27 protein-coding genes are annotated in these 26,451 nt (G+C 73.6%); 14 read left to right on the top strand and 13 right to left on the bottom strand.

The features are described from left to right. Positions 1-89: 89 nt before the first annotated feature. Positions 90-1,415 (top strand): MFS transporter, encoded by a 1,326-nt coding sequence (locus COO58_RS26635; RefSeq protein WP_098747734.1) that lies wholly within the window; start codon positions 90-92, stop codon positions 1,413-1,415. 80 nt (positions 1,416-1,495) lie between these two features. Next, complete coding sequence (locus COO58_RS26630; protein ID WP_098747733.1) at positions 1,496-2,746, top strand: MFS transporter; 1,251 nt, start codon at positions 1,496-1,498, stop codon at positions 2,744-2,746. Positions 2,747-3,124: 378 nt separating this feature from the next. On the opposite strand, the gene COO58_RS26625 is transcribed toward COO58_RS26630, so the two are convergent. From COO58_RS26625 to mshA, 3 genes are all read right to left on the bottom strand, one after another. Beyond that, complete coding sequence (locus COO58_RS26625; RefSeq protein WP_255292791.1) at positions 3,125-3,988, bottom strand: hypothetical protein; 864 nt, start codon at positions 3,986-3,988, stop codon at positions 3,125-3,127. A 192-nt stretch (positions 3,989-4,180) separates the two neighbouring features. Beyond that, entirely contained in the window at positions 4,181-4,714 is a 534-nt protein-coding gene (locus COO58_RS26620) for a YbjN domain-containing protein (RefSeq protein ID WP_098747729.1), read from the bottom strand. 48 nt (positions 4,715-4,762) lie between these two features. Then, complete coding sequence (gene mshA, locus COO58_RS26615; RefSeq protein ID WP_091569275.1) at positions 4,763-6,124, bottom strand: D-inositol-3-phosphate glycosyltransferase; 1,362 nt, start codon at positions 6,122-6,124, stop codon at positions 4,763-4,765. 171 nt (positions 6,125-6,295) lie between these two features. Between mshA and COO58_RS26610 the strand changes: the two genes are divergently transcribed. Together COO58_RS26610 and COO58_RS26605 are read left to right on the top strand one after the other, a co-directional pair. Continuing rightward, positions 6,296-7,060, top strand: a complete 765-nt coding sequence (locus COO58_RS26610) for an SDR family NAD(P)-dependent oxidoreductase (protein WP_098747728.1) — start codon at positions 6,296-6,298, stop codon at positions 7,058-7,060. Positions 7,061-7,062: 2 nt separating this feature from the next. Further along, positions 7,063-7,851 (top strand): SAM-dependent methyltransferase, encoded by a 789-nt coding sequence (locus COO58_RS26605; protein ID WP_091569265.1) that lies wholly within the window; start codon positions 7,063-7,065, stop codon positions 7,849-7,851. A gap of 613 nt (positions 7,852-8,464) precedes the next feature. Here the strand turns inward: COO58_RS26605 and COO58_RS26600 are convergent. After that, on the bottom strand, positions 8,465-9,556 hold the full coding sequence (locus tag COO58_RS26600; RefSeq protein ID WP_098747726.1) for a UDP-N-acetylmuramate dehydrogenase: 1,092 nt from the start codon (positions 9,554-9,556) through the stop codon (positions 8,465-8,467). Between the two features lie 70 nt (positions 9,557-9,626). On the opposite strand from COO58_RS26600, the gene COO58_RS26595 reads away from it, so the two are divergent. The 7 genes from COO58_RS26595 (at position 9,627) to COO58_RS26565 (ending at position 17,146) form a co-directional block, all read left to right on the top strand. Then, positions 9,627-10,382, top strand: coding sequence for a maleylpyruvate isomerase family mycothiol-dependent enzyme (locus COO58_RS26595; protein ID WP_091569256.1), 756 nt, complete (start codon positions 9,627-9,629; stop codon positions 10,380-10,382). Positions 10,383-10,560: 178 nt separating this feature from the next. Continuing rightward, positions 10,561-11,868: an ABC transporter substrate-binding protein gene (locus tag COO58_RS26590; protein WP_091569251.1), complete on the top strand. Its 1,308-nt coding sequence runs from the start codon at positions 10,561-10,563 to the stop codon at positions 11,866-11,868. A 68-nt stretch (positions 11,869-11,936) separates the two neighbouring features. Then, positions 11,937-12,926, top strand: a complete 990-nt coding sequence (locus tag COO58_RS26585; protein ID WP_091569248.1) for a carbohydrate ABC transporter permease — start codon at positions 11,937-11,939, stop codon at positions 12,924-12,926. After that, positions 12,923-13,756, top strand: a complete 834-nt coding sequence (locus COO58_RS26580) for a carbohydrate ABC transporter permease (RefSeq protein WP_091569244.1) — start codon at positions 12,923-12,925, stop codon at positions 13,754-13,756. Before COO58_RS26585 ends, COO58_RS26580 begins: the two co-directional genes overlap by 4 nt. Beyond that, complete coding sequence (locus tag COO58_RS26575; RefSeq protein WP_091569240.1) at positions 13,753-15,120, top strand: GH1 family beta-glucosidase; 1,368 nt, start codon at positions 13,753-13,755, stop codon at positions 15,118-15,120. The genes COO58_RS26580 and COO58_RS26575 overlap by 4 nt, the downstream gene beginning before the upstream one ends. A gap of 19 nt (positions 15,121-15,139) precedes the next feature. Further along, entirely contained in the window at positions 15,140-16,147 is a 1,008-nt protein-coding gene (locus COO58_RS26570) for a LacI family DNA-binding transcriptional regulator (protein WP_091569237.1), read from the top strand. Positions 16,148-16,240: 93 nt separating this feature from the next. Then, positions 16,241-17,146, top strand: a complete 906-nt coding sequence (locus tag COO58_RS26565) for a GNAT family N-acetyltransferase (RefSeq protein WP_098747725.1) — start codon at positions 16,241-16,243, stop codon at positions 17,144-17,146. Here the strand turns inward: COO58_RS26565 and COO58_RS26560 are convergent. Together COO58_RS26560 and COO58_RS26555 are read right to left on the bottom strand one after the other, a co-directional pair. Then, the gene (locus COO58_RS26560; protein ID WP_091569229.1) at positions 17,139-17,657 is read right to left on the bottom strand and encodes an O-acetyl-ADP-ribose deacetylase; all 519 of its coding nucleotides are present in this window, start codon (positions 17,655-17,657) and stop codon (positions 17,139-17,141) included. The two genes, COO58_RS26565 and COO58_RS26560, sit on opposite strands and share 8 nt — an antisense overlap. Position 17,658: 1 nt before the next feature. After that, a complete protein-coding gene (locus COO58_RS26555) occupies positions 17,659-18,450 on the bottom strand; it encodes an EI24 domain-containing protein (protein ID WP_091569224.1) in 792 nt (263 codons plus the stop codon). A gap of 103 nt (positions 18,451-18,553) precedes the next feature. Between COO58_RS26555 and COO58_RS26550 the strand changes: the two genes are divergently transcribed. Next, entirely contained in the window at positions 18,554-19,540 is a 987-nt protein-coding gene (locus COO58_RS26550) for a YafY family protein (RefSeq protein ID WP_098747723.1), read from the top strand. On the opposite strand, the gene COO58_RS26545 is transcribed toward COO58_RS26550, so the two are convergent. Beyond that, on the bottom strand, positions 19,531-20,445 hold the full coding sequence (locus COO58_RS26545) for an SDR family oxidoreductase (protein WP_091569216.1): 915 nt from the start codon (positions 20,443-20,445) through the stop codon (positions 19,531-19,533). The genes COO58_RS26550 and COO58_RS26545 overlap by 10 nt on opposite strands. A 74-nt stretch (positions 20,446-20,519) precedes the next feature. On the opposite strand from COO58_RS26545, the gene COO58_RS26540 reads away from it, so the two are divergent. Then, positions 20,520-21,191, top strand: a complete 672-nt coding sequence (locus COO58_RS26540) for a DNA polymerase beta superfamily protein (RefSeq protein WP_098747721.1) — start codon at positions 20,520-20,522, stop codon at positions 21,189-21,191. A gap of 1 nt (position 21,192) precedes the next feature. On the opposite strand, the gene COO58_RS26535 is transcribed toward COO58_RS26540, so the two are convergent. The 5 genes from COO58_RS26535 to COO58_RS26515 all read right to left on the bottom strand — a co-directional run bounded on the left by COO58_RS26535 (position 21,193) and on the right by COO58_RS26515 (position 24,492). After that, the gene (locus COO58_RS26535) at positions 21,193-21,930 is read right to left on the bottom strand and encodes an alanyl-tRNA editing protein (protein WP_091569210.1); all 738 of its coding nucleotides are present in this window, start codon (positions 21,928-21,930) and stop codon (positions 21,193-21,195) included. A gap of 11 nt (positions 21,931-21,941) precedes the next feature. Further along, on the bottom strand, positions 21,942-22,829 hold the full coding sequence (locus COO58_RS26530) for an alpha/beta fold hydrolase (protein WP_098747880.1): 888 nt from the start codon (positions 22,827-22,829) through the stop codon (positions 21,942-21,944). Further along, entirely contained in the window at positions 22,826-23,140 is a 315-nt protein-coding gene (locus tag COO58_RS26525; protein WP_091569207.1) for a DUF2516 family protein, read from the bottom strand. Before COO58_RS26525 ends, COO58_RS26530 begins: the two co-directional genes overlap by 4 nt. A gap of 72 nt (positions 23,141-23,212) precedes the next feature. Continuing rightward, on the bottom strand, positions 23,213-23,896 hold the full coding sequence (locus COO58_RS26520) for a hypothetical protein (RefSeq protein ID WP_091569204.1): 684 nt from the start codon (positions 23,894-23,896) through the stop codon (positions 23,213-23,215). Further along, entirely contained in the window at positions 23,893-24,492 is a 600-nt protein-coding gene (locus tag COO58_RS26515; RefSeq protein ID WP_091569201.1) for a helix-turn-helix domain-containing protein, read from the bottom strand. Before COO58_RS26515 ends, COO58_RS26520 begins: the two co-directional genes overlap by 4 nt. 111 nt (positions 24,493-24,603) lie before the next feature. Here COO58_RS26515 and COO58_RS26510 point away from each other — a divergent pair, with 111 nt between their 5' ends. After that, positions 24,604-25,401 carry an alpha/beta fold hydrolase gene (locus tag COO58_RS26510; protein ID WP_098747719.1) on the top strand — a complete coding sequence of 266 codons (798 nt, stop codon included), beginning with the start codon at positions 24,604-24,606 and terminating at the stop codon, positions 25,399-25,401. Between the two features lie 62 nt (positions 25,402-25,463). On the opposite strand, the gene COO58_RS26505 is transcribed toward COO58_RS26510, so the two are convergent. Next, positions 25,464-26,423: an asparaginase gene (locus COO58_RS26505; protein ID WP_091569197.1), complete on the bottom strand. Its 960-nt coding sequence runs from the start codon at positions 26,421-26,423 to the stop codon at positions 25,464-25,466. Between the last annotated feature and the right edge of the window lie 28 nt (positions 26,424-26,451).

Here is a 26,451-nt window from a genome sequence, read left to right as displayed (position 1 = left end):
TGGAAATGCGGATGACCGGCGTTCCGGGGCGGGACTAGGTTGTAAGGCATCCGGCAGAGGTCGGTCATTACCGAGCGGGGGGCGTCGGCATGCGGACGGTGCGGGGCTGGTTCCAGGAGACGGCGGGCGGCCTGCCACGGACGTTCTGGTACCTCTGGACCGGCACCCTGATCAACCGGCTCGGCTCGTTCATCCTGGTCTTCCTCGCCATCTACCTGACCCAGGAGCGCGACTTCTCCGCCTCGCAGGCGGGTCTGGTGATCGGGCTCTGGGGCGTCGGCGGCGCGGTCGGCACCACCGTCGGCGGCACGCTGACCGACCGCTGGGGCCGCCGGCCCACGCTGCTGACCGCGCACCTCGGCGCGGCCACCATGATGGTCGCGCTGGGCCTGGCCCGGCCGCTCTGGGCGGTGGCCGTGGGCGCGTTGCTGCTCGGCACGTTCGCCGAGGCGGCCCGCCCGGCCTTCGGCGCCATGATGGTCGACGTGGTGCCGGAGAAGGACCGGCTGCGGGCCTTCTCGCTGAACTACTGGGCGATCAACCTCGGCTTCGCCTGCGCCGCCGTCCTCGCCGGCTTCGCCGCCCAGGCCGGCTACCTGCTGCTCTTCCTGGTGGACGCGACCACCACGGTGGTCACCGCGCTGATCATCTTCACCCGGGTGCGGGAGACCCGGACCACGCCGACCGGCCCCGTCGTCAAGGGCGCCCCCGCGCCCGCCGGCGCGCTGCGGACCATCCTCGCCGACCGGGTCTTCCTCGGCTTCGTGGCGCTCAACCTGCTCGCCGCGCTGGTGTTCCTCCAGCACATCTCGATGCTGCCGATCGCGATGGGCGACTCCGGGCTCAGCCCCGCCACCTACGGCTCGGTGATCGCGCTCAACGGCGTGCTCATCGTGGTCGGCCAACTCTTCGTGCCCCGGCTCATCAGGGGCCGGAGCCGCTCGCACGTGCTGGCGCTCGCGGCGCTGGTGATGGGCGTCGGGTTCGGGCTCACCGCGTTCGCCGACACGGTCTGGCTCTACGGCCTGACCGTGCTGATCTGGACGCTCGGCGAAATGCTCAACTCGCCGTCCAACGCCACGCTCATCGCGGAGCTGTCACCGGCCGCGCTGCGCGGCCGCTACCAGGGCGTCTTCTCCCTCTCCTGGCAGCTCGCCGGCGCCGCCGCGCCGATCCTCGGCGGCCTGGTGCGCGAGCACGCCGGCAACAGCGCGCTCTGGCTCGGCTGCGCCGGCATCGGCGTCGTGGCGGCGGTCGCCCACCTGGTCTCCGGCCCGGCCCGGGAGCGGCGCGCGGCCCGGCTGCGCGCCGTCGGCACGACGGTCACGCCGGTCACCGCCACCCGCACCCCGGCGCCGGAGGCGGCCGAGGCCGCGGCCACCTCGCCCGCCGAGCCGGTCCGGATCGGCTCCTGAGTACGCCCCCGCGTGCCGGCCGCCGGACCGGCGGATACGGTACGCGGGGGCATCGGTAAGGAAACCTTCCTGGAGGACGGGTGCGCGGCCTGCGGCGCTGGTGGGACGACACGGCCGGCGGCCTGCCCGCCACCTTCTGGTACCTCTGGTCCGGCCTGCTGATCAACCGGTCCGGCGCGTTCGCGCTGCTGTTCCTCTCGCTCTACCTGACCGCCGCGCGGGGCGCCTCGCCGTCGCTGGCCGGGCTGGTGGTCGGCGCGTACGGCATCGGGGGCGCGGCCGGCACGCTGCTCGGCGGGGTGTTGGCGGACCGGTGGGGCCGGCGGGCCACGCTGCTCGCCGCGCACCTCACGGCGGCCGGATTGATGGCGGCGCTGGCGTTCAGCCGGCACCTCGCGGTGATCGCCGTGCTCGCCGCCCTGGTCGGGGTGGCGCACTCGATGCCCAGCCCGGCGTTCGTCGCGGCCATCGTGGACGTGGTGCCGGAGGCCCGCCGGTCCCGCGCCTTCAACCTCCAGTTCTGGGCGTTCAACCTGGGCATGGCGGTGGCGTCGCTGCTGGCCGGGGTGCTCGCCGAGGCGAGTTTCCTGGCGCTGTTCCTGGTCGACGCCGGAGCCACCCTGGCGGCGGCCGTGGTGATCGCGCTGAAGGTGCCGGAGACACTCACCCGCCGGCCGGCGGTCACTCCGCGCGCGGTGGTGGGGCGGCGTCCCGGGCTGCACACCGCGCTGACCGACCGCACCTTCCTCACCTTCGTCGGGCTGACCTTCCTGCTGGCCGTGCTGACCATGCAGACGTCGACCATCATGCCGCTGGCGATGCGCGCGGACGGGCTCCGCCCGTCGGCGTACGGGCTGGTGGTGGCGCTGGGCGGGGCGCTGATCGTGGCCGGGCAGCTCTTCGTCCCACGGCTGATCGAGCCGTACCGCAGGTCGACGGTGCTGGCCGTGTCCACCGGCCTGATGGCGCTCGGGTTCGGCGCGCTGACCGTCGCCGACGGGCTGCCGCTCTATCTCGGCGCGGCAGTGGTCTGGACGGTCGGGCAGATGCTCGCCGCGCCGCCGAACGCGCAGATCAACGCGGACCTGGCCCCGCCCGAGCTACGGGCCCGTTACCAGTCGGTGTTCTACCTGACGTTCCCGGCGGCGTCGTTCGTGGCGCCGGCGCTCGGCGGACTGAGCCTGGAGCACCTCGGCGAGCGGCACTGGCTGGTGGTGGGCGGGTTGGGCCTGGTCGCCGCGGCCGGGCACCTGCTCGCCGGGCCGCCTCGGGAGCGCCGGGTCGCGGCGCTGCGGGCGGCGACCCGGCACCCGGTCCGCGCCGCGCGCTGAACCGGGCTCAGGAACGGCCGAGCGCCCACCCCGACCCCCGTCGAGATGGGCGCTCGTACCGTACGCCCGGCGGCGGCGGGCGACACTCACCCCCGTAAGCGTCGCCCGCTCGCGCCGCCGGTTCCACGGGCGGCACCGTCCCCCAACGGTGTGCTCCACCCGATCTTCGCGTCTCGCCTGCGCGGATCTGATCGATCCGCCGCTCCCCCGAACGAAAACAAGCGTGACGCGGTGCAATAAAGTTAGTTCGACCGGATTCCGGATTCAACCCAGATCGCTGTCTCGCCCGTCACAGCACGCGTGTCGGCTATCCGGCTGTCAGTGCTCCGGTCTCTGGGATGGCCAACACGGGGTTCCCGGCGACCATTCCCGCAAACCTCAGCCGTCCTCACGATTCGGGTTCTCGGTACGGAAGAAGTTGCTCTGCCGACCGTCCCGCATCTGCTCCTGGTAGATCAGGTTCAGCCGCCGTGAGTCGAACGTCCGGAACCAGTCGTCCCAGGTGACCTCCCGGATCCGGCTGCTCTCCCGGTAGCCGGGGATGTTGAACGTCAGCACGCCGGGCCGGTCGCCACGCTCGGTCCCGGCGATGGTCGCCGGTTTCGCGCCCCGGGCCCGCGCCCACCGCTGGATCACCTCGTGGTTGCGGGTGACCAGGCTCCGGCCGGGACGCTCCGGACGGTCCGCGAGCGAGGTGATGAGCTGCGACGACCCGATCGACCGACTGGACGCCGGCCCGAGCGTCGGCGCGGCCTGCGCCCGCGCGGATGCGGCCTTCCGCGCCGGGGCCGCCTTGGCCCGCGACGGCGCAGCCTTCGCCCGGGAAGGAGCCGCCTTGGCCCGCGACGGAGCCGCCTTCGCCCGGGAGGGCGAGGTCGTCGCGCGGGCCGACGACGCCTTTCGCGCCGGGGCCGCCTTCGCCCGCGAGGCGGTCGCCTTCGCGCGCGCCGGGGCCGCCCTGCGCGTACCCGTCGCCTTGGCCCGGGCGCCGGTGGCGCGGGCGGCCGGCGCGGACTTTGCCGGAGACGTGGCCTTCCGGCGGGCCGCCGTCGTCTTCTTCGCGGCGGCGGTCTTCTTCGCCGCCGGGCGACCGGCCGGGCCGGTGCTCCGCCGGGCCGCGCCGCCACGGCCCTCCGACCGCATGGTCCGGGCCAGGGTCTTCACCAGCTCCGGCTTGCGCAGCGCGGAGGTCCCGGAGACCCCACGCCGGCGGAGCTGACTCCGGATGTCGTCCACCTTCATCCGGGAGATGTCGGACTCCGACACCCTCGGGGTGTTCGGCGTCTGGTTACCGGGTTGCCGCTTGGTCCGGGTCGCGGTCGTGCCGCGACCTGAGCTGTTGCGCTGAGCCATGGGACACGCTCCTCGACAGTCCGTCCTCGGCTCGCGGTGGGTCCCCACACACACTCCGCACCGCGCGGTGCGGCATACCCGTCAGGAGGACTCCGAACCTCCGGCGGCCGAGCCGGCCGGCGTCGAGGGCTCGAAGAGGTGGGCGAACGCGGCCAGGTTGGCGGTCGACTCGCCCCGCTTGACCCGCCACTCCCACTCCCGCCGGATGGCGGTGCCGAACCCGATCTCCAGCATGCTGTCGAACGACTCGTCGGCGTAGGTCAGCACCGAGCCGAAGAGCCGGTCCAGCTCGTCGGCGTCGAGCCCGGCCAGGTTGACCCGGCCGGTCAGGTAGACGTCGCCGACCGTGTCGATGGAGAACGAGACGCCGTACATCCGCGCGTTGCGCTGCAACAGCCAGGCCCACAGCTCCTCGCGCCGCTCGTCGGGCTGGCGCATCACGAACGCCTCGATCCGCAGCGCCTGCTCACCGACGATCAGGTTGCAGATCGTCTTGAGCTTGTGCGTGCCGGGCAGGGTCACCGCGTACGACGCCTCGCCGGTGGCTTCCCACTCCAGCTCCCGTTCGGCACAGACGGCCTCGATCAGCGCGGCGACCTCACTCCTGCGGCTCATCGCACCCACTCTACGGTCGCCCGCCCCGCCCCGCCCGACGGCGACGGGTCACCAGGAACAGGTGAGGGCCGGGTCACCGAGCCGGCCGGCCAGCCGGGCCCGGTGCTCGGTGATCGCCTCCCCGTAGACCGCGAGCAGCCCGGAGACGGTCCGCTGCCAGGAGAAGGCGCGCGCGTGCCGCTCGGCGCCCCGGGCCAGCGAGGCGCGGCGCAGCCGGTCGGGCAGCAGCCGGGCCAGCGCCCGCGCCCAGTCGACCGGGTCGTGCCCGTCGATGAGCATCCCGCTGACCCCGTCGCGTACGGCGGTGACCAGCCCGCCCACGGCGGCGGCCAGCACCGGCGTGCCGCACGCCTGTGCCTCCAGCGCGACCAGCCCGAAGGACTCGTTGTGCGACGGCACGGCGACCAGGTCGGCGGCGCGGTAGAGATCGGGCAGGCGGTCGCCGGTCTGCGGCGGGAGGAAGCGCACCCGGTCGGCGACGCCCAACGAGTGGGCCAGCTCCATCAGGGCGGTCGGCCGGTCCAGGCCGCTGCCGCTCGGGCCGCCGCAGATCACCACGGTCACCTCGTCGGCCAGCGCGGGCTCCCGCTCGCGCAGCGCGGCCACCGCGCGGACCAGCACGTCCGGCGCCTTGAGCGGCTGGATCCGGCCGACGAACGCCACCACGTGCCCGTCGGTCGGCAAACCGAGGCGGCGGCGGGCGGCGCGGGTCGCGGCCTCCCGGTCACCGGCGGCGGGACGGAACCGGTCCAGGTCCACGCCCGGCTCCACCACGGCCACCCGGCCGGGCTCGGCGGCGTACCGGTCGAGCAGGTCACGGGCCTCCACCCGGGTGTTGGCGACCAGCCGGTCGGCCTCGGTGACCACCTGCTCCTCACCGATCACCCGGGCCTTCGGCTCGGGCCGGTCCCCGACGGCGAGCCGGGCGTTCTTGACCTTGGCCAGGGTGTGCGCGGTGTGCACCAGCGGTACGCCCCAGCGCTCCTTGGCCAGCCAGCCGACCTGGCCGGAGAGCCAGTAGTGCGAGTGGATCAGGTCGTAGTGGCCGGGCGGTCGGGCCGCCTCGGCCCGCAGCACACCGGCGGTGAACGCGCAGAGCTGACCGGGCAGCTCCTCCTTGGTCAGCCCCTCCAGCGGCCCGGCGGTGACGTGCCGGACGGTCACCCCGGGCGCCATCTCCACCACCGGGGGCAGGTCGCCGGAGGTGGCCCGGGTGAAGATCTCCACCTCGACGTCGGCCTCGGCCAGGCGTCGGGCGACCTCCAGGATGTAGACGTTCATCCCGCCCGCGTCGCCCGTGCCCGGCTGGTGCAGCGGCGAGGTGTGCACCGAGAGGGTGGCGATGCGGCGCGGCCGAGGCCACGGCAGGGCACCGCGCTGACGACCGACACCGGTGTGCAACTCCGCCACGTCCGCTCCCTCTGTCACGGTTGATGCCGTCCCGCACGACCGGCGCTTCTCGGTCAACCCGTACGCCGGATGTCATCTTCCCCATCGGGGTTCGGAAATGCCTGCGGCGGGTTCCCCGGCGTGACGGACCTCATCACGGCGGGCAGCGGGGCGGCGGGAGAGAATGTCCGGATGACCTCAGTCGCCATCGTCACCGGAGCGTCCAGCGGGATCGGGGCGGCCACCGCCCGCCGGCTGGCCGCCGAGGGTTTCCACGTGCTCGCCGCCGCGCGGCGTACCGACCGGCTGGCCGCGCTGGTCGCCGAGATCGAGGCGGCCGGCGGCGCGGCCACCGCGGTGGCGTGCGACGTGACCTCGGACGAGTCCGTCGCCGGCCTGGCCGCCGCCGCCGACGCCGCGCCCGGGCCGGTCACCCTGCTGGTCAACAACGCCGGCGGCGCGCGCGGCCTGGACCCGGTCGAGACCGCCGACGTACGCGACTGGCAGTGGATGTACGACGTCAACGTGCTCGGCACGCTGCGGGTCACCAAGGCGTTGCTGCCCGCGCTGGAACGGTCCGGCGCGGGCACCGTGGTGATCGTCAGCTCCACCGCCGGCCACGTCGTCTACGAGGGCGGCGGCGGCTACACGGCCGCGAAGCACGCGCAGACCGCCGTCGCCGGCACGCTCCGGCTGGAGCTGTGCGGCCGGCCGGTCCGGGTGGTCGAGATCGACCCGGGCATGGTGCGGACCGAGGAGTTCGGCCTGGTCCGGTTCGGCGGGGACACGGACCGCGCCGAGGCGGTCTACGCCGGCGTCGCCGAACCGCTGGTCGCCGACGACGTGGCCGACTGCGTCGCCTGGTGCGCCACCCGGCCGCACCACGTCAACATCGACCAACTCGTGGTGCGCCCGCTGGCCCAGGCCGCCCAGCACAAGGTGCACCGGACGTCCTGACCGTGGAACCGCGCCGGCCGCTCGGGGTGGTCACCCGGGGCACGACGAGTCCGAACCGGCTCCGGCGGGTGGACAACTGGATCGTCGAGACCTGCGGGGACGCGCTGCGCGCCGCCGCCGACCCGCTCGTGGTGGACCTGGGCTACGGCGCCACCCCGGTCACCCCGCTCGAACTGCGGGCCCGGCTCGCCGCCCGGGTCCGCGCGGACGTGCGGGTGGTCGGGCTGGAGATCGATCCGGTACGCGTGGCCGCCGCCGAGCCGGCCGCGGACCCGCCCGGGCTCACGTTCGCCCGGGGCGGCTTCGAGCTGGCCGGGTTGCGCCCGGCGTTGGTGCGGGCCTTCAACGTGCTGCGCCAGTACGACGAGAGCGAAGTGGCCGACGCCTGGCGGACGGTCACCGGACGGCTGGCGCCGGGCGGGCTGCTGGTCGAGGGGACCTGCGACGAACTGGGTCGGCTCGGCGCGTGGGTGCTGCTCGACGCGGCCGGACCGCGCACGCTCACGCTGGCCGCGAAGCTGACCGCGCTGGAGAGCCCGGCGACGCTGGCCGAGCGGCTGCCGAAGGCGCTCATCCACCGCAACGTGCCCGGTGAACGCGTGCACGACCTGCTCGACGCGCTGGAGCAGGCCTGGCGCTCAGCCGCCGGCTATGCCCCCTTCGGCCCCCGGCAGCGCTGGCTGCGCGCCGTCGCGACGGTGCAGGAGTCGGGCTGGCCGGTCCAGAACACCCCCCGATCCTGGCGCCACGGCTACCTCACCCTCCCCTGGCCCACCGTCGCCCCGTCCTGACCGCCCCTCCCCCGTCGATCTCGCGGTTGCGCCCCTCGAAACGAGCCGGTCGGCACTGATTCACGGGCCCCGACGTACGGCTTACAGCTCACGGGTGATGCGTCACGGCTCCCGCCTCACAGCTCCCGGCTCACGGCTCACGGGCACGGACCACGGGGGCACCCGGTCACGGAGGCACGGGGGCACCCGGTCACGGGGGCACGGGGGCACCCGGTCACGGGGGCACGGGGGCACCCGGTCACGGGGGCACGGGGGCACCCGGTCACGGGGGCACGGTTCCAGGGATCGCGCCATCCGGGTCACCGGTCACCGGTCACCGGGGCACCGGTCTCCGGGGCACCGGTCTCCGGGGCACCGGTCAACAGGTCAACAGGTCACGGCTGGGAGATCTTGGTACGGAAAGGCCCCTCCAGGGGCACTTTCGTACCAAGATCTCTCCGCGTCCCACGAAGTAGAACACCAATCCCAAGACGCGGACTTCCACCTCCTGTCTCGGCGATCTTGGAGTTGTGGCACCTCCGATAACGGTTCAAAACCGGCACACCATGGCACCACAACTCCAAGATCGCCGAGAGCCGAGAGGGGAGGGAGGGCGGAAGCGAGGCAGGGTCGGTCAGATGGTGCAGTTGATCAGGACGGGCTCGGGGTGCAGGGGCACGCCGAACCGGGCGTGCACGCCGTCGCGGATCTCGCGGGCCAGGGCCACCAGGGCGGCGGTGCTGGCCGCGCCGGAGCGGTTCGTCAGCGCCAACGTGTGCTTGCCGGAGATGGCGACGCCCTCCGGGCCGGCGTACCCCTTGCCGAAGCCGGCCTTGTCGATCAGCCAGGCGGCGCTGACCTTCACCACGTCGCCGGCGCCGGGCCAGTGCGGCGGCTCGCCGAGGTCGGCCGCGCGCTCCCGGAGCAGCTCGTACGCCTCGCGCTCCAGCACCGGGTTGGTGAAGAACGAGCCCACCGACCAGGTGTCCGGGTCCGCCGCGTCGAGCACCATGCCCTTGCCCGCCCGCAGCCGGCGCACGGTGGCCCGGGCGTCGGCCAGCGGCACCCGGTCGCCCACCTCGACGCCGAGCGCCCGGGCCAGCTCGGCGTAGCGGACCGGCCCGGAGAGCGGCGAGCGGGTGAGCCGGAAGTCGACCGAGAGCACGACCCAGCGGTCGCTGTACTTGAAGATGCTGCCCCGGTAGGAGAACCCGCAGTCCGCCGCCGCCATCCGCACCACCTCGTGGTGCGTGCGGTCGTACGCCTCGACGGCGACGATCGTCTCGGCCACCTCCTGGCCGTACGCGCCGACGTTCTGGATCGGCGTCGCGCCGGCCGAGCCGGGGATGCCGGAGAGGCACTCCAGCCCGGACCAGCCGCGCTCGACGGTGGCCGCGACCAGGTCGTCCCAGGGCTCGCCGGCGGCGACACGTACCGTGACGGTGTCGCCCTCGGAGGTGACGACCCGGAACCCGCGTGAGCGGACGAGCACGACGGTGCCCGGGAAACCCTGGTCGCCGATCACCACGTTGCTGCCGCCGGCGAGCACCAGCACGGCCTCCTCGCGGGCCTCGGCCTCGCGCACCTTCCGCACGATCTCGTCGGCGTCGGTGGCGATCTCCAGCCGGCCGGCCGGACCGCCGAGGCGTAGCGTGGTGTAACGCGCCAGGGAGGCCGGATCGGTCGGGCCGGCGGCGGTCGTCGGTTCGGCGTAGACGTCTGACACGCCTTTCACCCTAGGCTGAGGGGTAGCCGCGGCACCCACTGGTGGCCCGGTCACCCCCGGGAGGATGGCGATGAGCAGACTGCACCACACGAAGGACTTCTGGATCGGCGCGCTGCGGACGGAGGGTCCGGCCTTCGCCGCGGCGGTGTCGGAGGCGCCTCCCGAGACACCGGTGCTGTCCTGTCCCGGCTGGACGGTCACCGATCTCGCCCATCACCTGACCAGGACCTACGTCTGGGCGGGCACGGTGCTGAGCGCCGGTTCCACCAGCCGGCCGGAGCGGCGCGACCCGGAGCCGCCGGCCGGTCTGACCCCGGCCCAGTGGTATGTCCAGGAGTACGAGCGCCTGAACGCGCTCTTCGACGCGCTGGACCCGGAGGCACCGGCCTGGAACTTCGCGCCCCAGCCGAAGAAGGCCGGTTTCTGGCCGCGCCGGATGGCGCACGAGACGGCGGTGCACCGGTGGGACGCCCAGCTGGCCATCGCGGCGGGTGAGCCGATCGAGGCCAAACTCGCCGCCGACGGGGTGAGCGAGGTGCTCGACACCTGGCTGCCGGCCGGCCGGCGGACCCGACCGGGCCAGTGGCACGGCGTGGTGCAGCTGACCGCGACGGACGCCGCGCAGGAGTGGTACCTGCGGCTGCGTGGCGAGGGGATCGCGCTGCTGGACACCGCGACGATCCTGGACCACGACGACCACCGGGCCCGCGCCCAGGTCACCGGCACCGCCAGCGACCTGCTGCTGGCGCTGATGGGCCGGGTCAGCTTCGACACGTTGGGGGTGGCCGGCGACCGCGGCCTGCTGGACGGCCTGCGGGTGGGCTGACACAGCACCCGATACCGGGCGGAGAGGGGCGGTCATCGCCCCTCTCCGCTTTTTTCGGACACGGGGAGAGCGCTCTCTTGACAGGATCGGGAGCACCCAGCACGCTGTCGTGAGAGCGCTCTCTTAGTACCGGAACCGCCTTCCACCACCCGTTACGACCCCGAGAGGTCAGGACAGCATGCTCACCTTCACGCGCCGTCGACTGGCGGCGGTGGCCCTGGTCGCCGCCACCGCACTGCTCGGCACCACCGGCTGCGGCGGCGGCGACGAGGCCGCCTCCGACGGGCCGATCACCCTCACCGTCGACACCTTCGGCCAGCTCGGCTACGCGGATCTCTACCAGGAGTACATGGCCAGCCACCCCGACGTGAAGATCGTCGAGCGGGGCACCGGCAGCAACCTCGACGAGTACTCGCCCAAGCTCACCCAGTGGCTCGCCGCGGGCAAGGGCGCCGGCGACATCGTGGCCATCGAGGAGGGGCTGCTGGTCGAGTACAAGGCCAACCCGCAGAACTTCGTCAACCTGCTCGACCACGGCGCGGGCGAGCTGAAGGGCAACTTCCTCGACTGGAAGTGGAACCAGGGCCTCACCGCCGACGGCAAGCAGCTCATCGGCCTCGGCACCGACGTCGGCGGTATGGCCATGTGCTACCGCAAGGACCTGTTCGCCAAGGCCGGGCTGCCCACCGACCGGGAGGCCGTGTCCAAGCTCTGGCCCACCTGGCAGGACTACATCCGGGTCGGCGAGCAGTTCACCGCGAAGAAGACCGGTGCCGCGTTCCTCGACGCCGCGACGAACACGTTCAACACCATCCTGCTCCAGAACGCCGGCAACACCACCGGCTACAGCTACTACGACACCAGCAACAACCTGGTCGTGGGCAGCAACCCGGCGGTACGCCAGGCGTACGACACCACCGTGGACATCATCGACTCCGGCCTCTCCGGCAAGTACGGCTCCTGGTCGGAGGAGTGGGTCTCCGCCTTCAAGCAGTCGAAGTTCGCCACCATCGCCTGCCCGGCCTGGATGACCGGGGTGATCGAGGGCAACGCCGGCCCGGCCGCCAAGGGCAAGTGGGACATCGCCCAGATCCCCGGCAACGGCGGCAACTGGGGCGGCTCGTTCCTCGCCGTGCCGAAGCAGAGCAAGCACCAGGCCGAGGCGATCGAGCTGGCCAAGTTCCTGACCAGCGCCAAGGGTCAGATCGGCGCGTTCAAGGCGAAGGGCCCGCTGCCCTCGTCGCCGCAGGCGCTGGCCGACCCGGCGATCCTCGACTCGAAGAACGCCTACTTCTCCGAGGCCCCCGTCGGCAAGATCTTCGCCGAGGGCGCCAAGAGCCTGAAGCCGGTCTACATGGGCCCGAAGAACCAGGCCGTCCGCACCGAGGTGGAGAACGCCGTGCGCACCGTGGAGCTGGGCAAGCGCTCCCCGCAGCAGGGCTGGACCGACGCGGTCGCCAACGCCGAGAAGGCCGCCGCCAAGTAACCCGAGCAGCGCGTGCGGGCGGTCCCGGTGACGGGTGCCGCCCGCACGGCGGAAAGGAGTCCCGGGTCATGGCCGTCCAGCTCGACGCCCGCCCGCCGGTCGCACCGGCACCCCGACACAGCCGTCCCGCACGGGGCGCCCGGCTCAGCCGGTTCGACACGAAGTACTCGCCCTACCTCTACATCGCCCCGTTCTTCCTGCTCTTCGGCGTCTTCGGGGCCTACCCGCTGGCGTACACGTTCTGGGTCTCGCTGCACGACTGGGACCTGCTCGGCGCCGAGCACCCGTTCATCGGGTTCGACAACTACAGCCAGCTGCTCGCCGACCCGGACTTCTGGCACTCCGTGGTCAACACGCTGGGCATCTTCGTCATCTCCACCGTCCCGCAGCTGCTGGCCGCGCTCTGGCTGGCCAACCTGCTCAACCGACAGCTGCGCGCCCGCACCACGTGGCGGATGGCGGTGCTGGTCCCGAACGTCACCTCGACCGCCGCGGTGGCGATCGTCTTCGCGGTGCTCTTCGGACGCGACTTCGGCATGATCAACTGGCTGCTCGACCACGTCGGGGTGAGCGCGATCGACTGGAAGGCGAACAGGTTCGCCGCCTGGGTCGCCATCTCCACCATGGTCGACTGGCGGTGGACCGGCTACAACGCGCTGATCTTCCTGGCCGCCATGCAGGCCATCCCGCGCGACCTGTACGAATCGGCGTCGATCGACGGCGCCGGCCGGGCCCGGCAGTTCTGGTCGATCACCGTGCCGCTGCTCAAGCCGACGATCGTCTTCGCGGTCATCGTCTCCACCATCGGCGGCCTCCAGCTCTTCACCGAGCCCCGGATGTTCAACTCCGGCACCAACGCGATCCGCGGCGGGCCGCTGCGCGAGTCGCAGACGGTGACCATGTACATGTTCGAGAACGCCTTCGCCCCGCACTACAACTTCGGCTACGGCTCGGCCATCGCCTGGCTGCTCTTCGCGCTGATCGCGATCGTCGCGGCGATCAACGTCCTGCTCCTGCGCCGGCTCGGCGGCGGCTCCCGCAAGGAGGTCTCCCGATGAACCGCCTCTGGTCGGCCAGCCGACTCACCTACCTGGCGCTGACCATCTCCGCGCTGCTGTCGATCTTCCCGATCTACTGGATGTTCGTGGTGGCCAGCCGCACCAGCGACGCGATGGGGCAGGTGCCACCCCCGCTGACCCCCGGCGGCAACCTCGGTGCCAACATCGCCCGGCTGTTCGACAACACCGATGCCTACTTCCTCACCGGCCTGATCAACTCGACGATCGTGGCCGTCACGGTGACCGTCTCGGTGGTCTTCTTCTCCACCCTGGCCGGGTTCGCGTTCGCCAAGCTGCGCTTCCGCGGCCGCAACGCGCTGCTGCTGGCGATCATCGCCACCATGATGGTCCCCACCCAGCTCGGCGTCATCCCGCTCTACCTGCTGATGACGAAGCTCAACTGGAACGACCGGCTGCCCGCCGTGATCGTGCCGGCGCTGGTCACCGGCTTCGGCGTGTTCATGATGCGCCAGTACGCCGGCCAGGCGGTCAGCACCGAGCTGATCGAGGCGGCCCGGATGGACGGCTGCAACACCGCGCGGATCTACTGGAACGTGGTGCTGCCCGCGCTGCGCCCGGCCGCCGCCGTGCTCGGCCTGCTCACGTTCATGACCACCTGGAACGACTTCCTCTGGCCCTACGCCGTGCTCAACGACCCGGAGAACCCGACCGTGCAGCTGTCGCTGCGGGCCCTCTCCGACGGCTACTACCAGGACATGTCGCAGGTGTTCACCGGCACGGCCATCGCCACGCTGCCGCTGCTGCTGGTGTTCGTCGTCTTCGGCCGCCAGATCATCGGCGGCATCATGGAAGGTGCGGTGAAGGCATGACGGGTCTCCGTTTCCCCGAGGGGTTCGTCTGGGGGGCGGCCACCGCCGCGTACCAGATCGAGGGCGCCGCCCGCGAGGACGGTCGCGGCCCGTCCGTCTGGGACACCTTCAGCCGTACGCCGGGGGCGGTGTTCCAGGGCCACACCGGCGACGTGGCCTGCGACCACTACCACCGGTACGCCGACGACGTCGCGGTGATGGCCGAGCTGGGGCTGCGGGCGTACCGGTTCTCGGTCGCCTGGCCGCGCGTGCGGCCGGACGGCACCGGCCCGGTCGAGCCGCGCGGCCTGGACTTCTACGACCGGCTCACCGACACGCTGCTGGACGCCGGCATCGACCCGATCGTCACGCTCTACCACTGGGACCTGCCGCAGGGGTTGGAGGACCGGGGTGGCTGGACCGTCCGGGAGACCGCCGAGCACTTCGCCGACTACGCGGTCGCCGTGCACCAGCGGCTCGGCGACCGGATCCGCACCTGGACCACGCTCAACGAGCCGTGGTGCTCGGCCTACCTCGGGTACGGCAACGGCGTGCACGCCCCGGGGCGGCGGGACGCCGGGGACGCGTTCCGGGCCGTACACCATCTGCTGCTCGGCCACGGCCTGGCGGCGCGGGCGCTGCGCGCGGCCGGCGCGGAGACGCTCGGAATCACGCTCAACCTGGCCGACGTCCAGCCGGCGGACGCCGGCAGCGCCGCGGACGCCGACGCGGTCCGGCTGGTCGACGGCCTGCACAACCGGATCTTCCTCGACCCGCTCACCGGCGCCGGCTACCCGGAGGACGTCCTGGCGCACGTGAGCCGGATCGTCCCGACCGACTTCGTCCGCGACGGCGACGAGAAGATGATCGCCGCGCCGCTGGACCTGCTCGGCCTGAACTACTACTCGCCCACCTACGTGGCCGGCCGGGCGGACGGCGGCGGCAGCGACGCGTACCCGGGCACCGCCGGGTCGGTCGAGTTCCTGCCGGCGACCGGGGCGCTCACCGACATGGGTTGGTCGATCGAGCCGGCCGGGCTGACGCGACTGCTCGAGCGGGTGGCGGCCGACCACCCCGGGCTGCCGCTGATGATCACCGAGAACGGCGGCGCGTTCCCCGACTCGGCCCGGGACGAGCAGGGCCGGGTGGCCGACACCGACCGCACCGCCTACCTCGACGGGCACCTGCGCGCGGCGCACGCCGCCATTGCCCGCGGGGTCGACCTGCGCGGTTATCTCGTATGGTCGTTGCTGGACAACTTCGAATGGGCCGAGGGTTACCGGAAGCGCTTCGGGATCGTCCACGTCGACTACCTGACCCAGCGGCGCACACCCAAGCAGAGTGCCCGCTGGTACCAGGAGGTGATCGCCCGGAACGGGCTGTGACGAGGTGGTGGTAACGGGGATGACGACGGCACAGCGGCCGACCCTGGAGGCGGTGGCCCGGCGGGCCGGCGTCTCCCGGGCGACGGTCTCCCGGGTGGTGAACGGTTCCACCACGGTGGCCGAGTCGATCCAGCAGGCGGTGCGCCGGGCGGTCGAGGAACTCGGGTACGTCCCGAACCTCGCCGCCCGCAGCCTGGTCACCCAGCGCACCGACTCGATCGCGCTGGTGATGCCCGAGGCGGCCACCCGGGTCTTCTCCGACGACCAGGTCTTCCCGGGCATCATCCGGGGCGCGGCGCAGGAGCTGGAGGCGGCGGACAAGCAGCTCGTGCTGATGCTCGCCGGCTCGCCGGCCGGGCACGAACGGGTCGAGCGGTACACCACCGGGCGGCACGTCGACGGCGTGCTCTTCGCCTCGCTGCACGGCGAGGACCCGCTGCCCGGCCGGCTGGCCCGGCTCGGCATCCCGGTGGTGTGCGGCGGGCGTCCGCTCGACGGCGGCGAGGTCCCGTACGTGGACGTCGACCACGAGGGCGGCGTGGCCACCGCGGTGGAGCACCTGATCGCCGGCGGACGGCGGCGCATCGCCACCATCGCCGGGCCGCAGGACATGGTCGCCGGCATCGAACGGCTGCTCGGCTACCGCACGGCGGTCACCCGTGCCGGGCTGCCGGAGCTGGTCGCGTTCGGCGACTTCACCCGGGAGTCCGGCGCCGCCGCGATGCGCGAGCTGCTCGCCGCCGACCCGGAGCTGGACGCGGTGTTCGCCGCCTCCGACCTGATGGCGCACGCCGCCCTGCGGACGCTGCGGGGGGCCGGCCGGCGGGTGCCCGAGGACGTGGCGGTGATCGGGTTCGACGACATCGAGACGGCCGCGTACACCGAGCCGCCGCTGACCACGGTGCGGCAGCCGATAGTGGAACTGGGGCGGTCGATGACCCGGCAGCTGCTGCGGATCGCGGCGGGCGAGGCGGTCGAGCAGGCGCTGGTGCTACCGACCGAGCTGGTCCTGCGCGATTCCGCGTAAGGAGGGGCCCCCTGTTAACGCCTCCGGTATAGGAGGGGGCCCCGCTTAACAAACCGGTCGCGACGCCGACGAGGCGTGGCTAGGGTCGCCCGGATGACTGACGTCGAGATCCGTCCTGCCCGTGCCGAGGACGCGCCCGCCGTGGTGGCGTTGCGCGCGATCGTCTTTCCCTACCTGGTCCGGGGCGTCGCGTCGACCCGCCGGATGATCGCCGAGCCGCCGCCCGGCGAGGACTGGGCGGCCTGGGTCGCCGACGCGGACGGGCAGGTGGTCGGCTGGGCGTCGGCGTACCGCAACATCCAGACCTCGACACCGGGCGTGGGTGAGATCTCCACCCTGCACGTCCACCCCGACCATCGCGGCCGGGGCGTCGGCACCGCGCTGTTCGACGCCGCGCTCGCTCACCTGCGGACCCTCGGGTCGACCCGGGTCCTCGCCAACGCGCGCGCCGAATCGCTGCCGTTCGCCCAGCGGCACGGCTTCACCGCCAGTCGGGAGATGCGCTACTCGGCGCTCGACCTGGACCCGGCCCCTCCGATGCCCGAGCCACCGCCCGGCGTACGGCTGCTGCCGACCGCCGGGCTCGACCCGCGCCGGGTCCACCGGGTGGACGCCGAGTCGGCCCGCGACGAGCCGGGCGACGTGCCGACCGACGCACTCGACTACGACCTCTGGCTGCACGAGTGCTGGGAGAACCTGGGACTGGACCGGGAGGCCAGCACGGTCGCCGAGGTGGACGGCGAGCTGGTGGCGTTGAGCCTGGTGAAGCGGGACGGGGACCGGATGTGGTCGGACTTCACCGGCACGCTGCCCGCGTACCGGGGGCGAGGGCTGGCCCGCCTGACCAAGCAGGCCGCGCTGCACGTCGCCGCGACGCGCGGGGTGCGCACCGCGTACACCTCCAACGACGAGGCGAACGCGCCGATGCTGGCGATCAACGCCCGGCTCGGCTACCGGCCGGTGGACAGCCAGTGGTCGTGCCGGCGCAAGCTCAGCTGAGCCCGGCGGCGACCCGCACCGCGGTCGCGTACGTGTCCGCGCCGAACAGGACCAGCCGGGCCTCGACGACGTGCGCCGGGGTGGCCTCGTGCAGCACGGTCAACGCCTGGGTCACCGCGTCCTCGACCGGCCAGCCGTAGATCCCGGCCGAGATCAGCGGAAACGCGACCCGGGCCGCGCCCAGCCCGTCGGCGACCCGCAGGCTGTTGGCGTAGCAGTCGCGCAGCAGCGCCGACCGGTCCTCGTGCGGCGAGAAGACCGGCCCGACCGTGTGCACCACCCAGCGTGCCGGCAGCTCGCCGGCCGTGGTGGCGACCGCCTGGCCGGTGGGCAACCCCCGGCCGTAGCGGGAGGCGCGCAGCGCCCGGCACTCGGCCAGGATCGCCGGCCCGCCGCGCCGGTGGATCGCGCCGTCCACTCCCCCGCCGCCCAGCAGGGAGGAGTTGGCGGCGTTGACGATCGCGTCGACCCGCTGCGCGGTGATGTCCCCCTCGATCAGCACGGTGTCCATCTCAGCGCTCCTCGACGTGTTGCCCGAGCGACCGGCGGGCCAGCAGCGCGGCCCCGGCGACGGCGGCCGGCATGACCAGCACCGCGCCGAGCGGGATCAGGAAGCACAGGAAGACCGCCACCCCGAAGCCGAGCGCGGTCGGCCGGTCGGCCCGCAGCCGCGTCCGCCGGTCCGGCAGCCGCATCCCGCGCCGCTGGAACGGCGCGCCGACCAGCTCCAGGGCCAGGAACCAGCCACCCACCAGAGCACCGACCACCGGGACCACCGTCTGGCCCACCAGCGGGATGAAGCCGGCCGCGAACAGGGGTACGCCGATCAGCGCGGACAGCGCCACCAGGCGCAGCGAGTCGGCGACGCTGCGCCGCAGTGACGCCCAGAACGGCACGTCCACCGCGCCGGGGGTGCCGCCGAGCCGGTCCTCGACCCGCTCGGAGATGGCCTCGTAGAACGGGTCGCCGATGACGAGCGTGACGGCGGTGAACGTGAGCACCCCGACCAGCCCGGCCACGCCGACGACGGCCAGCCCGGCGGCGACCCGGAGCAGCCCGCGCCAGGTCGACGACCAGTCGTCGGCGAACGGGGTGAGCCAGCCGGCCAGGTCGTCCACGAAGTACAGCAGCGCGGCGAACAGGGCCAGGTAGAGCGCGCCGGAGATCAGCGCCGGGATCACGCCGAGCAGCATCAGCTTCGGGCTGCGGACGTACATTCCGAAGCCGCGCAGCAGCAGACCGGCGCCGCCGAGGAAGCGGGTGGCCGCGCCGGTGACGGGCGCGACGGTACGGGAGGCGTTCACGACGGCACAGCCTAGTGCGCCACCGCACGCCGCCCGGGTGTTAGGAAGGGCCCCCTCCAATCCGTATGCGTTAAGAGGGGGCCCTTCCTTACACAATGGGGGGGTGCGTGCGTCGCGGCTGATCTCGTTGGTGCTGCTGCTCCAGTCCAGGGAGACGATGACGGCCGCCGAGCTGGCCCGCGAGCTGGAGGTGTCCGAGCGCACCGTCTACCGCGATGTGCTGGCGCTCTCCGCCGCCGGTGTCCCGGTCTACGCCGACCGGGGCCGGGCCGGCGGCTACCGCCTGCTCGGCGGCTACCGGACCCGGCTGACCGGGCTGAGCCGGGACGAGGCCGAGGCGCTGTTCCTGGCCGGCCTGCCCGGGCCGGCCGGGGACATGGGGCTCGCCGACGCGGTGGCGGCCGCCGAGCTGAAGGTGCTGGCCGCGCTGCCGCCGAGCCTGCGCGACGCGCCCGCGCGCACCGGGCAGCGGTTCCACCTGGACGTGCCGGGCTGGTTCCGGGAGACCGCGCCGCCGCCCCGGCTGGCCGAGCTGGCCCGGGCGGTGTGGCGGGACCGGACGGTCGAGCTGCGCTACCGGCGCGGGGACCGGGAGGTGACCCGCACGCTCGCGCCGTACGGGCTGGTGCTGAAGAACGGGGTCTGGTACCTGGTCGGACGTGTCGGCGACGGCTGGCGGACGTACCGGGTGGACCGGGTGGTCGACGTCGAGGTGGGCGCGGAGGGCTTCGACCGGGACGAGGGCTTCGACCTGGGGGCGTACTGGCGGGAGCAGGCCGGCGCGTTCCTGCGCGAGCTGCTCCGGGAGCGGGTCACGGTGCGGCTCGGCCCGGCCGGCCTGCGGGTGCTGCGCCACCTGGTGGACGCGCCGTTCGTCTACGAGGAGGCGATCGCCGCGGCCGGCCGACCCGACGAGCGGGGCCGGCTGGTGCTCCGGCTGCCCGTCGAGTCGGTCGACGTGGCGTACGCCCAACTGCTGGCGCTCGGACCGGAGGTCGAGGTGCTCGCGCCGCCGCAGCTGCGGGCCCGGTTCGCCGAGGCGGCCCGCCGCGCGGCGGCGCTCTACGCGGACGAGCCCGGTCAGCGGTAGCCGGCGTCGTCGGCCGGCCGACCCGGCTTGACCACCTCCTCGTGGTAGCGGGCCCAGTGCGGGCGGGTGCCGTCGAGGTCGGTGAAGCCGTACACCTGGGCCAGACCACCGCTGTCCAGCGACTGGCCGTTCCAGCGGGCCCGGTCCGGGTCGGCGGCGAGCGCGGCGACCGCCCGCCCGACGAACGCCGGCGTCTCGGACATGACGAAGTGCGGCTCGGTCTTCGCGCCGTCGCGCCAGGTCGCCTCGGTGACGCCGAAGTGCTCCAGCATCGCCTCGGAGCGCAGCCAGCCGGGCGTCAGCGCGACGGCGGTGCAGCCGTACGGGGCCAGCTCGTGCCCCTGGCTGAAGCCGAGCCGGTTCACCGAGACCTTGGCCAGGTCGTAGAAGACCGACAGGCGGTACTCGCCGTCGTTGTACTCCTTGGTGCCGTCGCCGATCTCGACGACCAGCCCGCCCGGGTTGCGGATCAGCAGCGGCAGCGCGAAGTGACTGGTGATGATGTGGGTGTCGACGGCCAGCCGCAACGTGCGGAAGCCGGCGTCGAGGGGCTGCTCCCAGACCGGCTTCTCCCAGGTGATCAGCGGGTCGGCGCCCCAGATGTCGTTGACCAGCACGTCGAGGCGGCCCTGTTCGGCGTCGATCCGCTCGACCAGCCGGCGTACCTGCTCGGGGTCGAGGTGGTCGACCGCGACCGCGATGCCGGTGCCGCCGGCGGCGGTGACCAGCTCGGCGGTCTCCTCGATGGTCTCCGGCCGGTCCATCTCCGAGCGGCGCTCGCGGGTGGTGCGGCCGGTGGCGTAGACGGTGGCCCCGGCGGCGCCGAGCTGAACGGCGATCTGCCGGCCGGCGCCCCGGGTCGCGCCGGCGACGAGCGCCACCTTTCCGGTGAGTGGTGAGTTCATGCGACCACCGTGTCACCGATACCTGACAGCCGAAGTCCGGTTTCCCGATCGCGCCGCATCGGCGATCATGAGGCATGCACCTGCTGCTCTCCGGGATCGTCGGCTCGGTCGCGTACGGGCTGGCCGGGCCGGGCTCGGACACCGACCGGATCGGCGTCTTCGCCGCGCCGACGGTCACCTTCCACGGCCTGCACCCGCCCCGGGAGTCGGTGGTGACCACCGACCCGGACGTCACGCTGCACGAGGCGCGCAAGTACGCGCTGCTGGCGTTGAGCGGCAACCCGACCGCCACCGAGCTGATGTGGCTGCCGGACGACTGCTACGAGACCCGCACCGACCTCGGCGAGCGGCTGATCGCCATCCGCTCGGCGTTCCTCAGCGCCCCCCGGGTCCGGGACGCCTACCTCGGCTACGCCTCGCAGCAGTTCCGCAAGCTCACCACCGCCCCGCCGGACGTCGGCGGCCGACGGCGCTCGGCGAAGCACGCCCGTCACCTGGCCCGGCTGCTGCACCAGGGCCGGGTGCTCTACGCGACCGGGGTGCTGGAGATCCGGCTCGCCGACCCGGGCTGGTTCCGAGCGTTCGGCGAGCGGGTGGCCGGAGGCGCGCTGGACGAGGCACAGGCCCTGGTGGCCGACGCCGAGGCCGAGTTCGCCCGGGTGCGTTCGCCGCTGCCGGAGCGACCGGACGAGGAGACGGCGGAACGCTGGCTGCTCGACGTCCGGGCGGCGCACCTGCCCGGCTGAGTCAGTCCGCGAGCCGGACCCGGACCCGGCGGTTGGCCCGTCCCTTGCTCTCCACCTTGACCACCTGGACCTTGCCGATCTGGGCGGTGGAGGCGACGTGCGTGCCGCCGTCGGCCTGCACGTCCAGCCCGACGATGTCGACGATCCGCACCTCCTGCTCGTCCGGGGGGATCAGGTTGGACTGGGTGCGGATGATGTCCGGCAGGGCCAGCGCGTCGGCGCGGGGCAGGACCCGGACGGCGACCGAGCGGTCGGCGGCCACCTCGGCGTTGACCAGTTCCTCGATGCGGGTCTTGAAGTCGGGCGGCACCTCGGGGAGGTTGAAGTCCATCCGGGCCTCGCCCGGCTCCATGTTGCCGCCGGTGACCAACGCGCCGAAGTCCCGGAACACCACGCCGCAGAGCACGTGCAGCCCGGAGTGGGTGCGCATCAGCATGGTCCGCCGCGCGTCCTCCACCGCGCCGGTGACCTCGGTGCCGACCGGCGGCAACGGGTCTCCTTCGGCCGGGACCAGCCACAGGTCGTCACCCTTGCGGGTGCCCACGATCCGGGTCTGCACGCCCTGCCAGAGCAGCACCCCGTGGTCCGGCGGCTGCCCGCCGCCGCCCGGGTAGAACGCGGACCGGTCCAGCACGACGCCCTGCTCGGGGTCGGCCGCCAGCACCCGGCACGTCCACTCGCGCAGCGTGGGGTCGGCGAGGTCGAGGCGGTGCGTACGGCCGTGGTGAGTGACGCCCATGGAAGGGGACGTTACCCGTTGAGGAACGTCGAGATGCGCTCCCGCAGGTCGGCGCGTTCGGTCCAGGCGAAGCCGGGCCGGTCGTACACGTGCAGGGTGGCGTGGGGCAGCGCGGCGGCCAACTGCTCGGCGACGGCGGCCGGGTGCAGGTCGTCGCCCTGGCAACCGATGACCAGGGCCGGGGCGGTGACCGCGGCGAGCGCGCCGGCGTCGGTCAGCGGGGTCTGCTCGGGCAGGCCGGCCAGCCCGGGCGCCAGCCCGTCGCGCAGCAGTTGGTCGAGCCGCTGCCGCAGGTAGGCCCAACCGGCCGGCGTGTTGCGCACCGACGGCGGCAGTTCCAGCGACACCACGTCGGCCAGCGCCGAGGCGTCGCCGTCGGCGACCGCGTCGAGCAGGCCGGTGAGTCGGGCGCGGGCCGCCTCGCCGCGCGGGGTGTCCAGCACGGCGGGCAGGAAGAAGACGAGCTTCTCGAAGCGTTCCGGGCTCTCGGCGAGCAACCGGCAGAGCGCGCCGGCGCCGAGGCTGGCGCCGAACGCGCGGGTGGCCCCACCGAGGTCGGCGACGGCCCGCAGGTCACGGGCCAGGTCGAGGTAGGTCCACGTCCCGGAGGGTGAGTCCGAGCGGCCGTGGCCGCGGAACTGGAAGAAGATCCGCCGCCCGGTGACGCCGCTGCCGAACGGTCGGGTGGTGGCGATGCCGTTGCCCAGCCCGTGCGCGAACACGGTCACCGGGTCGCCGGTGCCGGTGACCAGTCGTTCCAGGCTCACGCCGTGCGGGGTGGCGACCAGGTCCGTCTCCGGCTCGGGCAGGGCGGGCCGCCCGGTGCGCGGCCCGCCGGGGCCGGGACCCCAGGTGCGGGGGCCGCCGTCCGGCGGCGGGGGCCAGCGGAAACCTCTCACCACGACCCTCGGCCGTCGTGCAGGTCCCGCAGGCCGGGCCGCACGTCGAGCCAGTAGATGAGACCGGCCGCGATGCCGATCAGTCCGAAGAGGCTGATCGGGCCGAAGCCGAGCAGGGTCAGCAGCAGGCAGACCGCCAGGATCGCGACCCAGCCGCCCTTGGGCAGGGTGCCGAGCGCGGCGAAGCCGTCGCCCCGCTGGGTGACCGCGTGCACCAGGGCCACACCCTGGATCACCAGGGCGAAGACGAGCAGGATCAGCTCGATCACGGAGCGGACTTCGAACGCGAAGATCGGCGCGGCGTAGGCCATGCCGGCAAGCTTATGCCGAGACCCCGGAAACGTCCGACAGGACGCTGTCCGGGGTCTCGGTGGAGCCAGGGGTCACTCGGCGGCCGGGCGGGTCCGCTTCGTGGCCTTAGGCAGCTTCGCCGACGGGGTGGCCGGCTTGGTGGCGGCGGCCTTGGTGGCGGTCGCCTTGGTGGCCCGGGTCCGCTTGACGGCGGCCGGCTGGGCGGCCACCGCCTCGGCCACCTCGGCCGGGCTGGGCACCTCGGTCTTCGCCGCGACGTCCGCCGTCGTGGCGGGAGCCGTCGTGGCGGGGGCCGGCGTGGCCTCGGTCGCCTCGATGTCGGCGTTCACCGTGTCGGCGGCCTCCAGCACACCGGCGCCGACGACGCGCTCACCCCGGGCGACCAGCTCGGCGTACGCGGCCAGGGCCCGCTCCTGCGCGGCGTACGCACCGGCGACCACGGCGGCGGCGTTGCGGGTGGCGGCCTCGCGGAGCTTGTCCAGGTTGGCCGCCTCGCGGAGCTGGTCCAGGTCGGCGGAGCCGGCCCGTTCGCGCAGCCCGGTGGCGGTCAGGTTGGCGGTCTTGAGCGTGTCGGTCGCCTTCTGGCGCAGCTCGACGCCGGTCACGACGGCCTTGCCACCGAGGTCGGCGACGACCCGGGTGCCGAGGCCGCTGACCACGGTGGGCAGCTTGCGCAGCTGCTCGATGGCCAGCTCGCCGGCGCCGGCGGCGGCGTAGAGGGGGGCGGGGATGCGGTTGGTCTTCGGCTGGGTCATGACTGCTCCTCCTCGGCCGCGGCGGCGGCCTTCCGGGCCGCCCGGCGGGCGGTCGTGCGCTCGTTGGCGGCGGTGGTCGGGGCGGGCGCGGGGCCCGCTTCGGTGACGGCGACCGACTCGAGGACCGCCTCGGTCGGGGTGCCCTCCGGCGTGACGGGGCCGGTCGCGGCCGGCGCGACGGTGGCCGGGGCCTCCGGGGCGGCCGCCGGCTCGGCGGGTTCCGCCGGTCGGTCGGCGCCGGTCGCCTCGGCCAGGCGCGCGTTCTCGCGGCGGAACGTCTCGTAGATCTGGGTGAGCGACTGCTTCTGGGCCATGGTCAGCTCGGGGTCGACGGCGATCGCCGCGAGCACGCCCTGCCCCTCCTTGTCGTCCAGCAGTCCGGCCCGCAGGTACATGGCCGGGGTGGAGACCCGCAGCGCGCTGGCGAGCTGCTGGAGCACCTCGGCGCTCGGCTTGCGCAGCCCGCGCTCGATCTGGCTCAGGTAGGGGTTGCTGACCCCGGCCTGCTCGGCGAGCTGACGCAGCGAGATCTTCGCGTTGCGTCGCAGGTCGCGAATGAACCCGCCGACATCGGGAAGGTCCTTGCTGGTGGCCATGATTCCACGCTAACGCGGCCTGCTAGCTGCTGCAAGCAAAACGCTAGCCAGAGTTAGCGAGGTCACCCGGAGGTTGTTGCGGTCCCGGTGTCCGGTCCGTACCGTTCCCCCGTGACCAAGATCGAAGTCAACGGCGCCGAGATCGCGTACGACGAGGCCGGCAGCGGCAGCGTCGTCGTCCTGGTGCACGCCGGCATCGCGGACCGGCGGATGTGGCGCGGCCAGGTGCCGGTGCTGGCCGCCCGGCACCGGGTGATCGCCCTGGACCTGCGCGGCTACGGCGAGTCGACGCTGCCGACCACCCCGTTCGCCCACCACGACGACCTGGTCGGCCTGCTGGACGCGCTGGGCGTCGAGCGCGCCGCGCTGGTCGGCTGCTCGTTCGGCGGCCGGGTCGCGGTGGACACCGCGCTGGCCCACCCGGAGCGGGTGAGCGCGGTGGCCCTCCTCGGCGCCCCGGTCTCCGGCAACGAGTGGTCCGAGGAGACCGAGCGGCTCTGGGAGGACCTGGTCGGCGACGTGGACCCGGAGGACTTCGCCGCCACCGCCGCCGGGGAGGTGCGGTTCTGGGTGGTCGGCCCGACCCGCGAGCCGGCCGACGTCGACCCGGAGCTGATCCGGTTCGCCGAGGAGATGGACCGTCGGGCGCTCGCCGCCGAGCAGGCGCTCAGCGCGATCGAGGTGGAGGAGCTGGACCCGCCGGCCATCGACCGCCTGGGCGAGCTGCGCATGCCCGTGCTGACCGCGGCCGGGGCCGACGATCTGGCGGACATCCGCCGACTGGCCGACCGCATCGCCGACGAGGCCCCTCACGGCTCGCGTCTCCCCGACGTCCCCGACGCCGGCCACCTGCTTCCCCTGGAGCGCCCCGCCCCCGTCAACGAGGCCCTGCTGTCCTTCCTGCCCTGACCCCACCCGGCGTCGATCGCGCACCTGCCGCCCCGGCGAACCGGGCGGGGCGGCAGGGGCGGCTACCAGAGGGGGCGGACGGCGCCGACCGGGAGGCCGCCGCCGAGCAGGGGGATCTCGGTGTACTCGGTCAGGATCGGCGCCTCGACGTCCAGGCGACGCAGCGCCGAGGTCAGGACCGGCATGCGGGGGCGGGACGCGCCGTCGTCGATCTTCAGGGCGACCGCGCCGACGCCCGGGACCGCCGCCGCGATGACGCCCTCCGCGCCGACCTTGGCCAGCAACCCGGGTACGCCGCGCATCAGCCGGGTGTCGTCCGCCTGGGTGCCGCCGACCAGCTCCGGGTACGCCCGCATCGCGTCCGCCACGGTCCGCTCCACCGTGCCCGGCTCGGCGGTGACCAGCCGCAGGAAGGCCCGCGCCAGCCCGGTCAGCGAGACGGCGAGCACCGGCGCGCCGCAGCCGTCCACCCCGACCGCCGCCGCCCGCTCCCCGGTGAACTCCTCCACGGTCGCGGTCAGGCGCCGCTGGAGCGGGTGCTCCGGCCGCCAGTAGCCGTCCAGCGGCCACCCGGCGGCCAGGCAGGTGAGCAGCATGCCGCTGTGCTTGCCGGAGCAGTTCATCGATACCCGCGTCGGGCCGCCGCCGGCACGCAGCACCGCCTCCCGGGCGGCCTCGCCGACCGGCAGTTCCGGCGGGCAGTGCAACGCCTCCTCGGTCAGGTCGGCGCGGCGCAGCAGGGCGGCGACCCGTTCGAGGTGGAACTCCTCCCCGGCGTGACTCGCGGCGACCAGTGCCACGTCGGCCGGGTCGGTCAGCGGCAGCCCGGCCCGGAGCATGCCGACCGCCTGCATCGGCTTGTTCGACGACCGGGGGAAGATCGGCGAGGTGACGTCACCGGCGCCGGCGACCGGCGCGCCGGCGCCGTCGAGCACCACCACGGAGCCACGGTGGACGCCCTCCACGAAACCGGACCGGACCACCTCGGCGAGCGGCACGCCGCCCTCGTACGTCTTTCCCACGAGATGGACGGTACCGACGGGGCGCACC

It is taken from the genome of Micromonospora sp. WMMA1996 (assembly GCF_002573675.1).
Taxonomy (GTDB): domain Bacteria; phylum Actinomycetota; class Actinomycetes; order Mycobacteriales; family Micromonosporaceae; genus Micromonospora; species Micromonospora sediminicola.
This window is presented reverse-complemented; position numbering and strand designations above follow the sequence as displayed.

Coding starts and splice junctions, on each gene's coding strand:
- COO58_RS26635 (WP_098747734.1), top strand. CDS start 90: ATGCGGACGGTGCGGGGCTGGTTCCAGGAGACGGCGGGCGGCCTGCCA.
- COO58_RS26625 (WP_255292791.1), bottom strand. CDS start 3,988: ATGAAGGTGGACGACATCCGGAGTCAGCTCCGCCGGCGTGGGGTCTCC.
- COO58_RS26620 (WP_098747729.1), bottom strand. CDS start 4,714: ATGAGCCGCAGGAGTGAGGTCGCCGCGCTGATCGAGGCCGTCTGTGCC.
- COO58_RS26610 (WP_098747728.1), top strand. CDS start 6,296: ATGACCTCAGTCGCCATCGTCACCGGAGCGTCCAGCGGGATCGGGGCG.
- COO58_RS26595 (WP_091569256.1), top strand. CDS start 9,627: ATGAGCAGACTGCACCACACGAAGGACTTCTGGATCGGCGCGCTGCGG.
- COO58_RS26590 (WP_091569251.1), top strand. CDS start 10,561: ATGCTCACCTTCACGCGCCGTCGACTGGCGGCGGTGGCCCTGGTCGCC.
- COO58_RS26585 (WP_091569248.1), top strand. CDS start 11,937: ATGGCCGTCCAGCTCGACGCCCGCCCGCCGGTCGCACCGGCACCCCGA.
- COO58_RS26580 (WP_091569244.1), top strand. CDS start 12,923: ATGAACCGCCTCTGGTCGGCCAGCCGACTCACCTACCTGGCGCTGACC.
- COO58_RS26575 (WP_091569240.1), top strand. CDS start 13,753: ATGACGGGTCTCCGTTTCCCCGAGGGGTTCGTCTGGGGGGCGGCCACC.
- COO58_RS26570 (WP_091569237.1), top strand. CDS start 15,140: ATGACGACGGCACAGCGGCCGACCCTGGAGGCGGTGGCCCGGCGGGCC.
- COO58_RS26565 (WP_098747725.1), top strand. CDS start 16,241: ATGACTGACGTCGAGATCCGTCCTGCCCGTGCCGAGGACGCGCCCGCC.
- COO58_RS26560 (WP_091569229.1), bottom strand. CDS start 17,657: ATGGACACCGTGCTGATCGAGGGGGACATCACCGCGCAGCGGGTCGAC.
- COO58_RS26545 (WP_091569216.1), bottom strand. CDS start 20,445: ATGAACTCACCACTCACCGGAAAGGTGGCGCTCGTCGCCGGCGCGACC.
- COO58_RS26540 (WP_098747721.1), top strand. CDS start 20,520: ATGCACCTGCTGCTCTCCGGGATCGTCGGCTCGGTCGCGTACGGGCTG.
- COO58_RS26535 (WP_091569210.1), bottom strand. CDS start 21,930: ATGGGCGTCACTCACCACGGCCGTACGCACCGCCTCGACCTCGCCGAC.
- COO58_RS26525 (WP_091569207.1), bottom strand. CDS start 23,140: ATGGCCTACGCCGCGCCGATCTTCGCGTTCGAAGTCCGCTCCGTGATC.
- COO58_RS26520 (WP_091569204.1), bottom strand. CDS start 23,896: ATGACCCAGCCGAAGACCAACCGCATCCCCGCCCCCCTCTACGCCGCC.
- COO58_RS26515 (WP_091569201.1), bottom strand. CDS start 24,492: ATGGCCACCAGCAAGGACCTTCCCGATGTCGGCGGGTTCATTCGCGAC.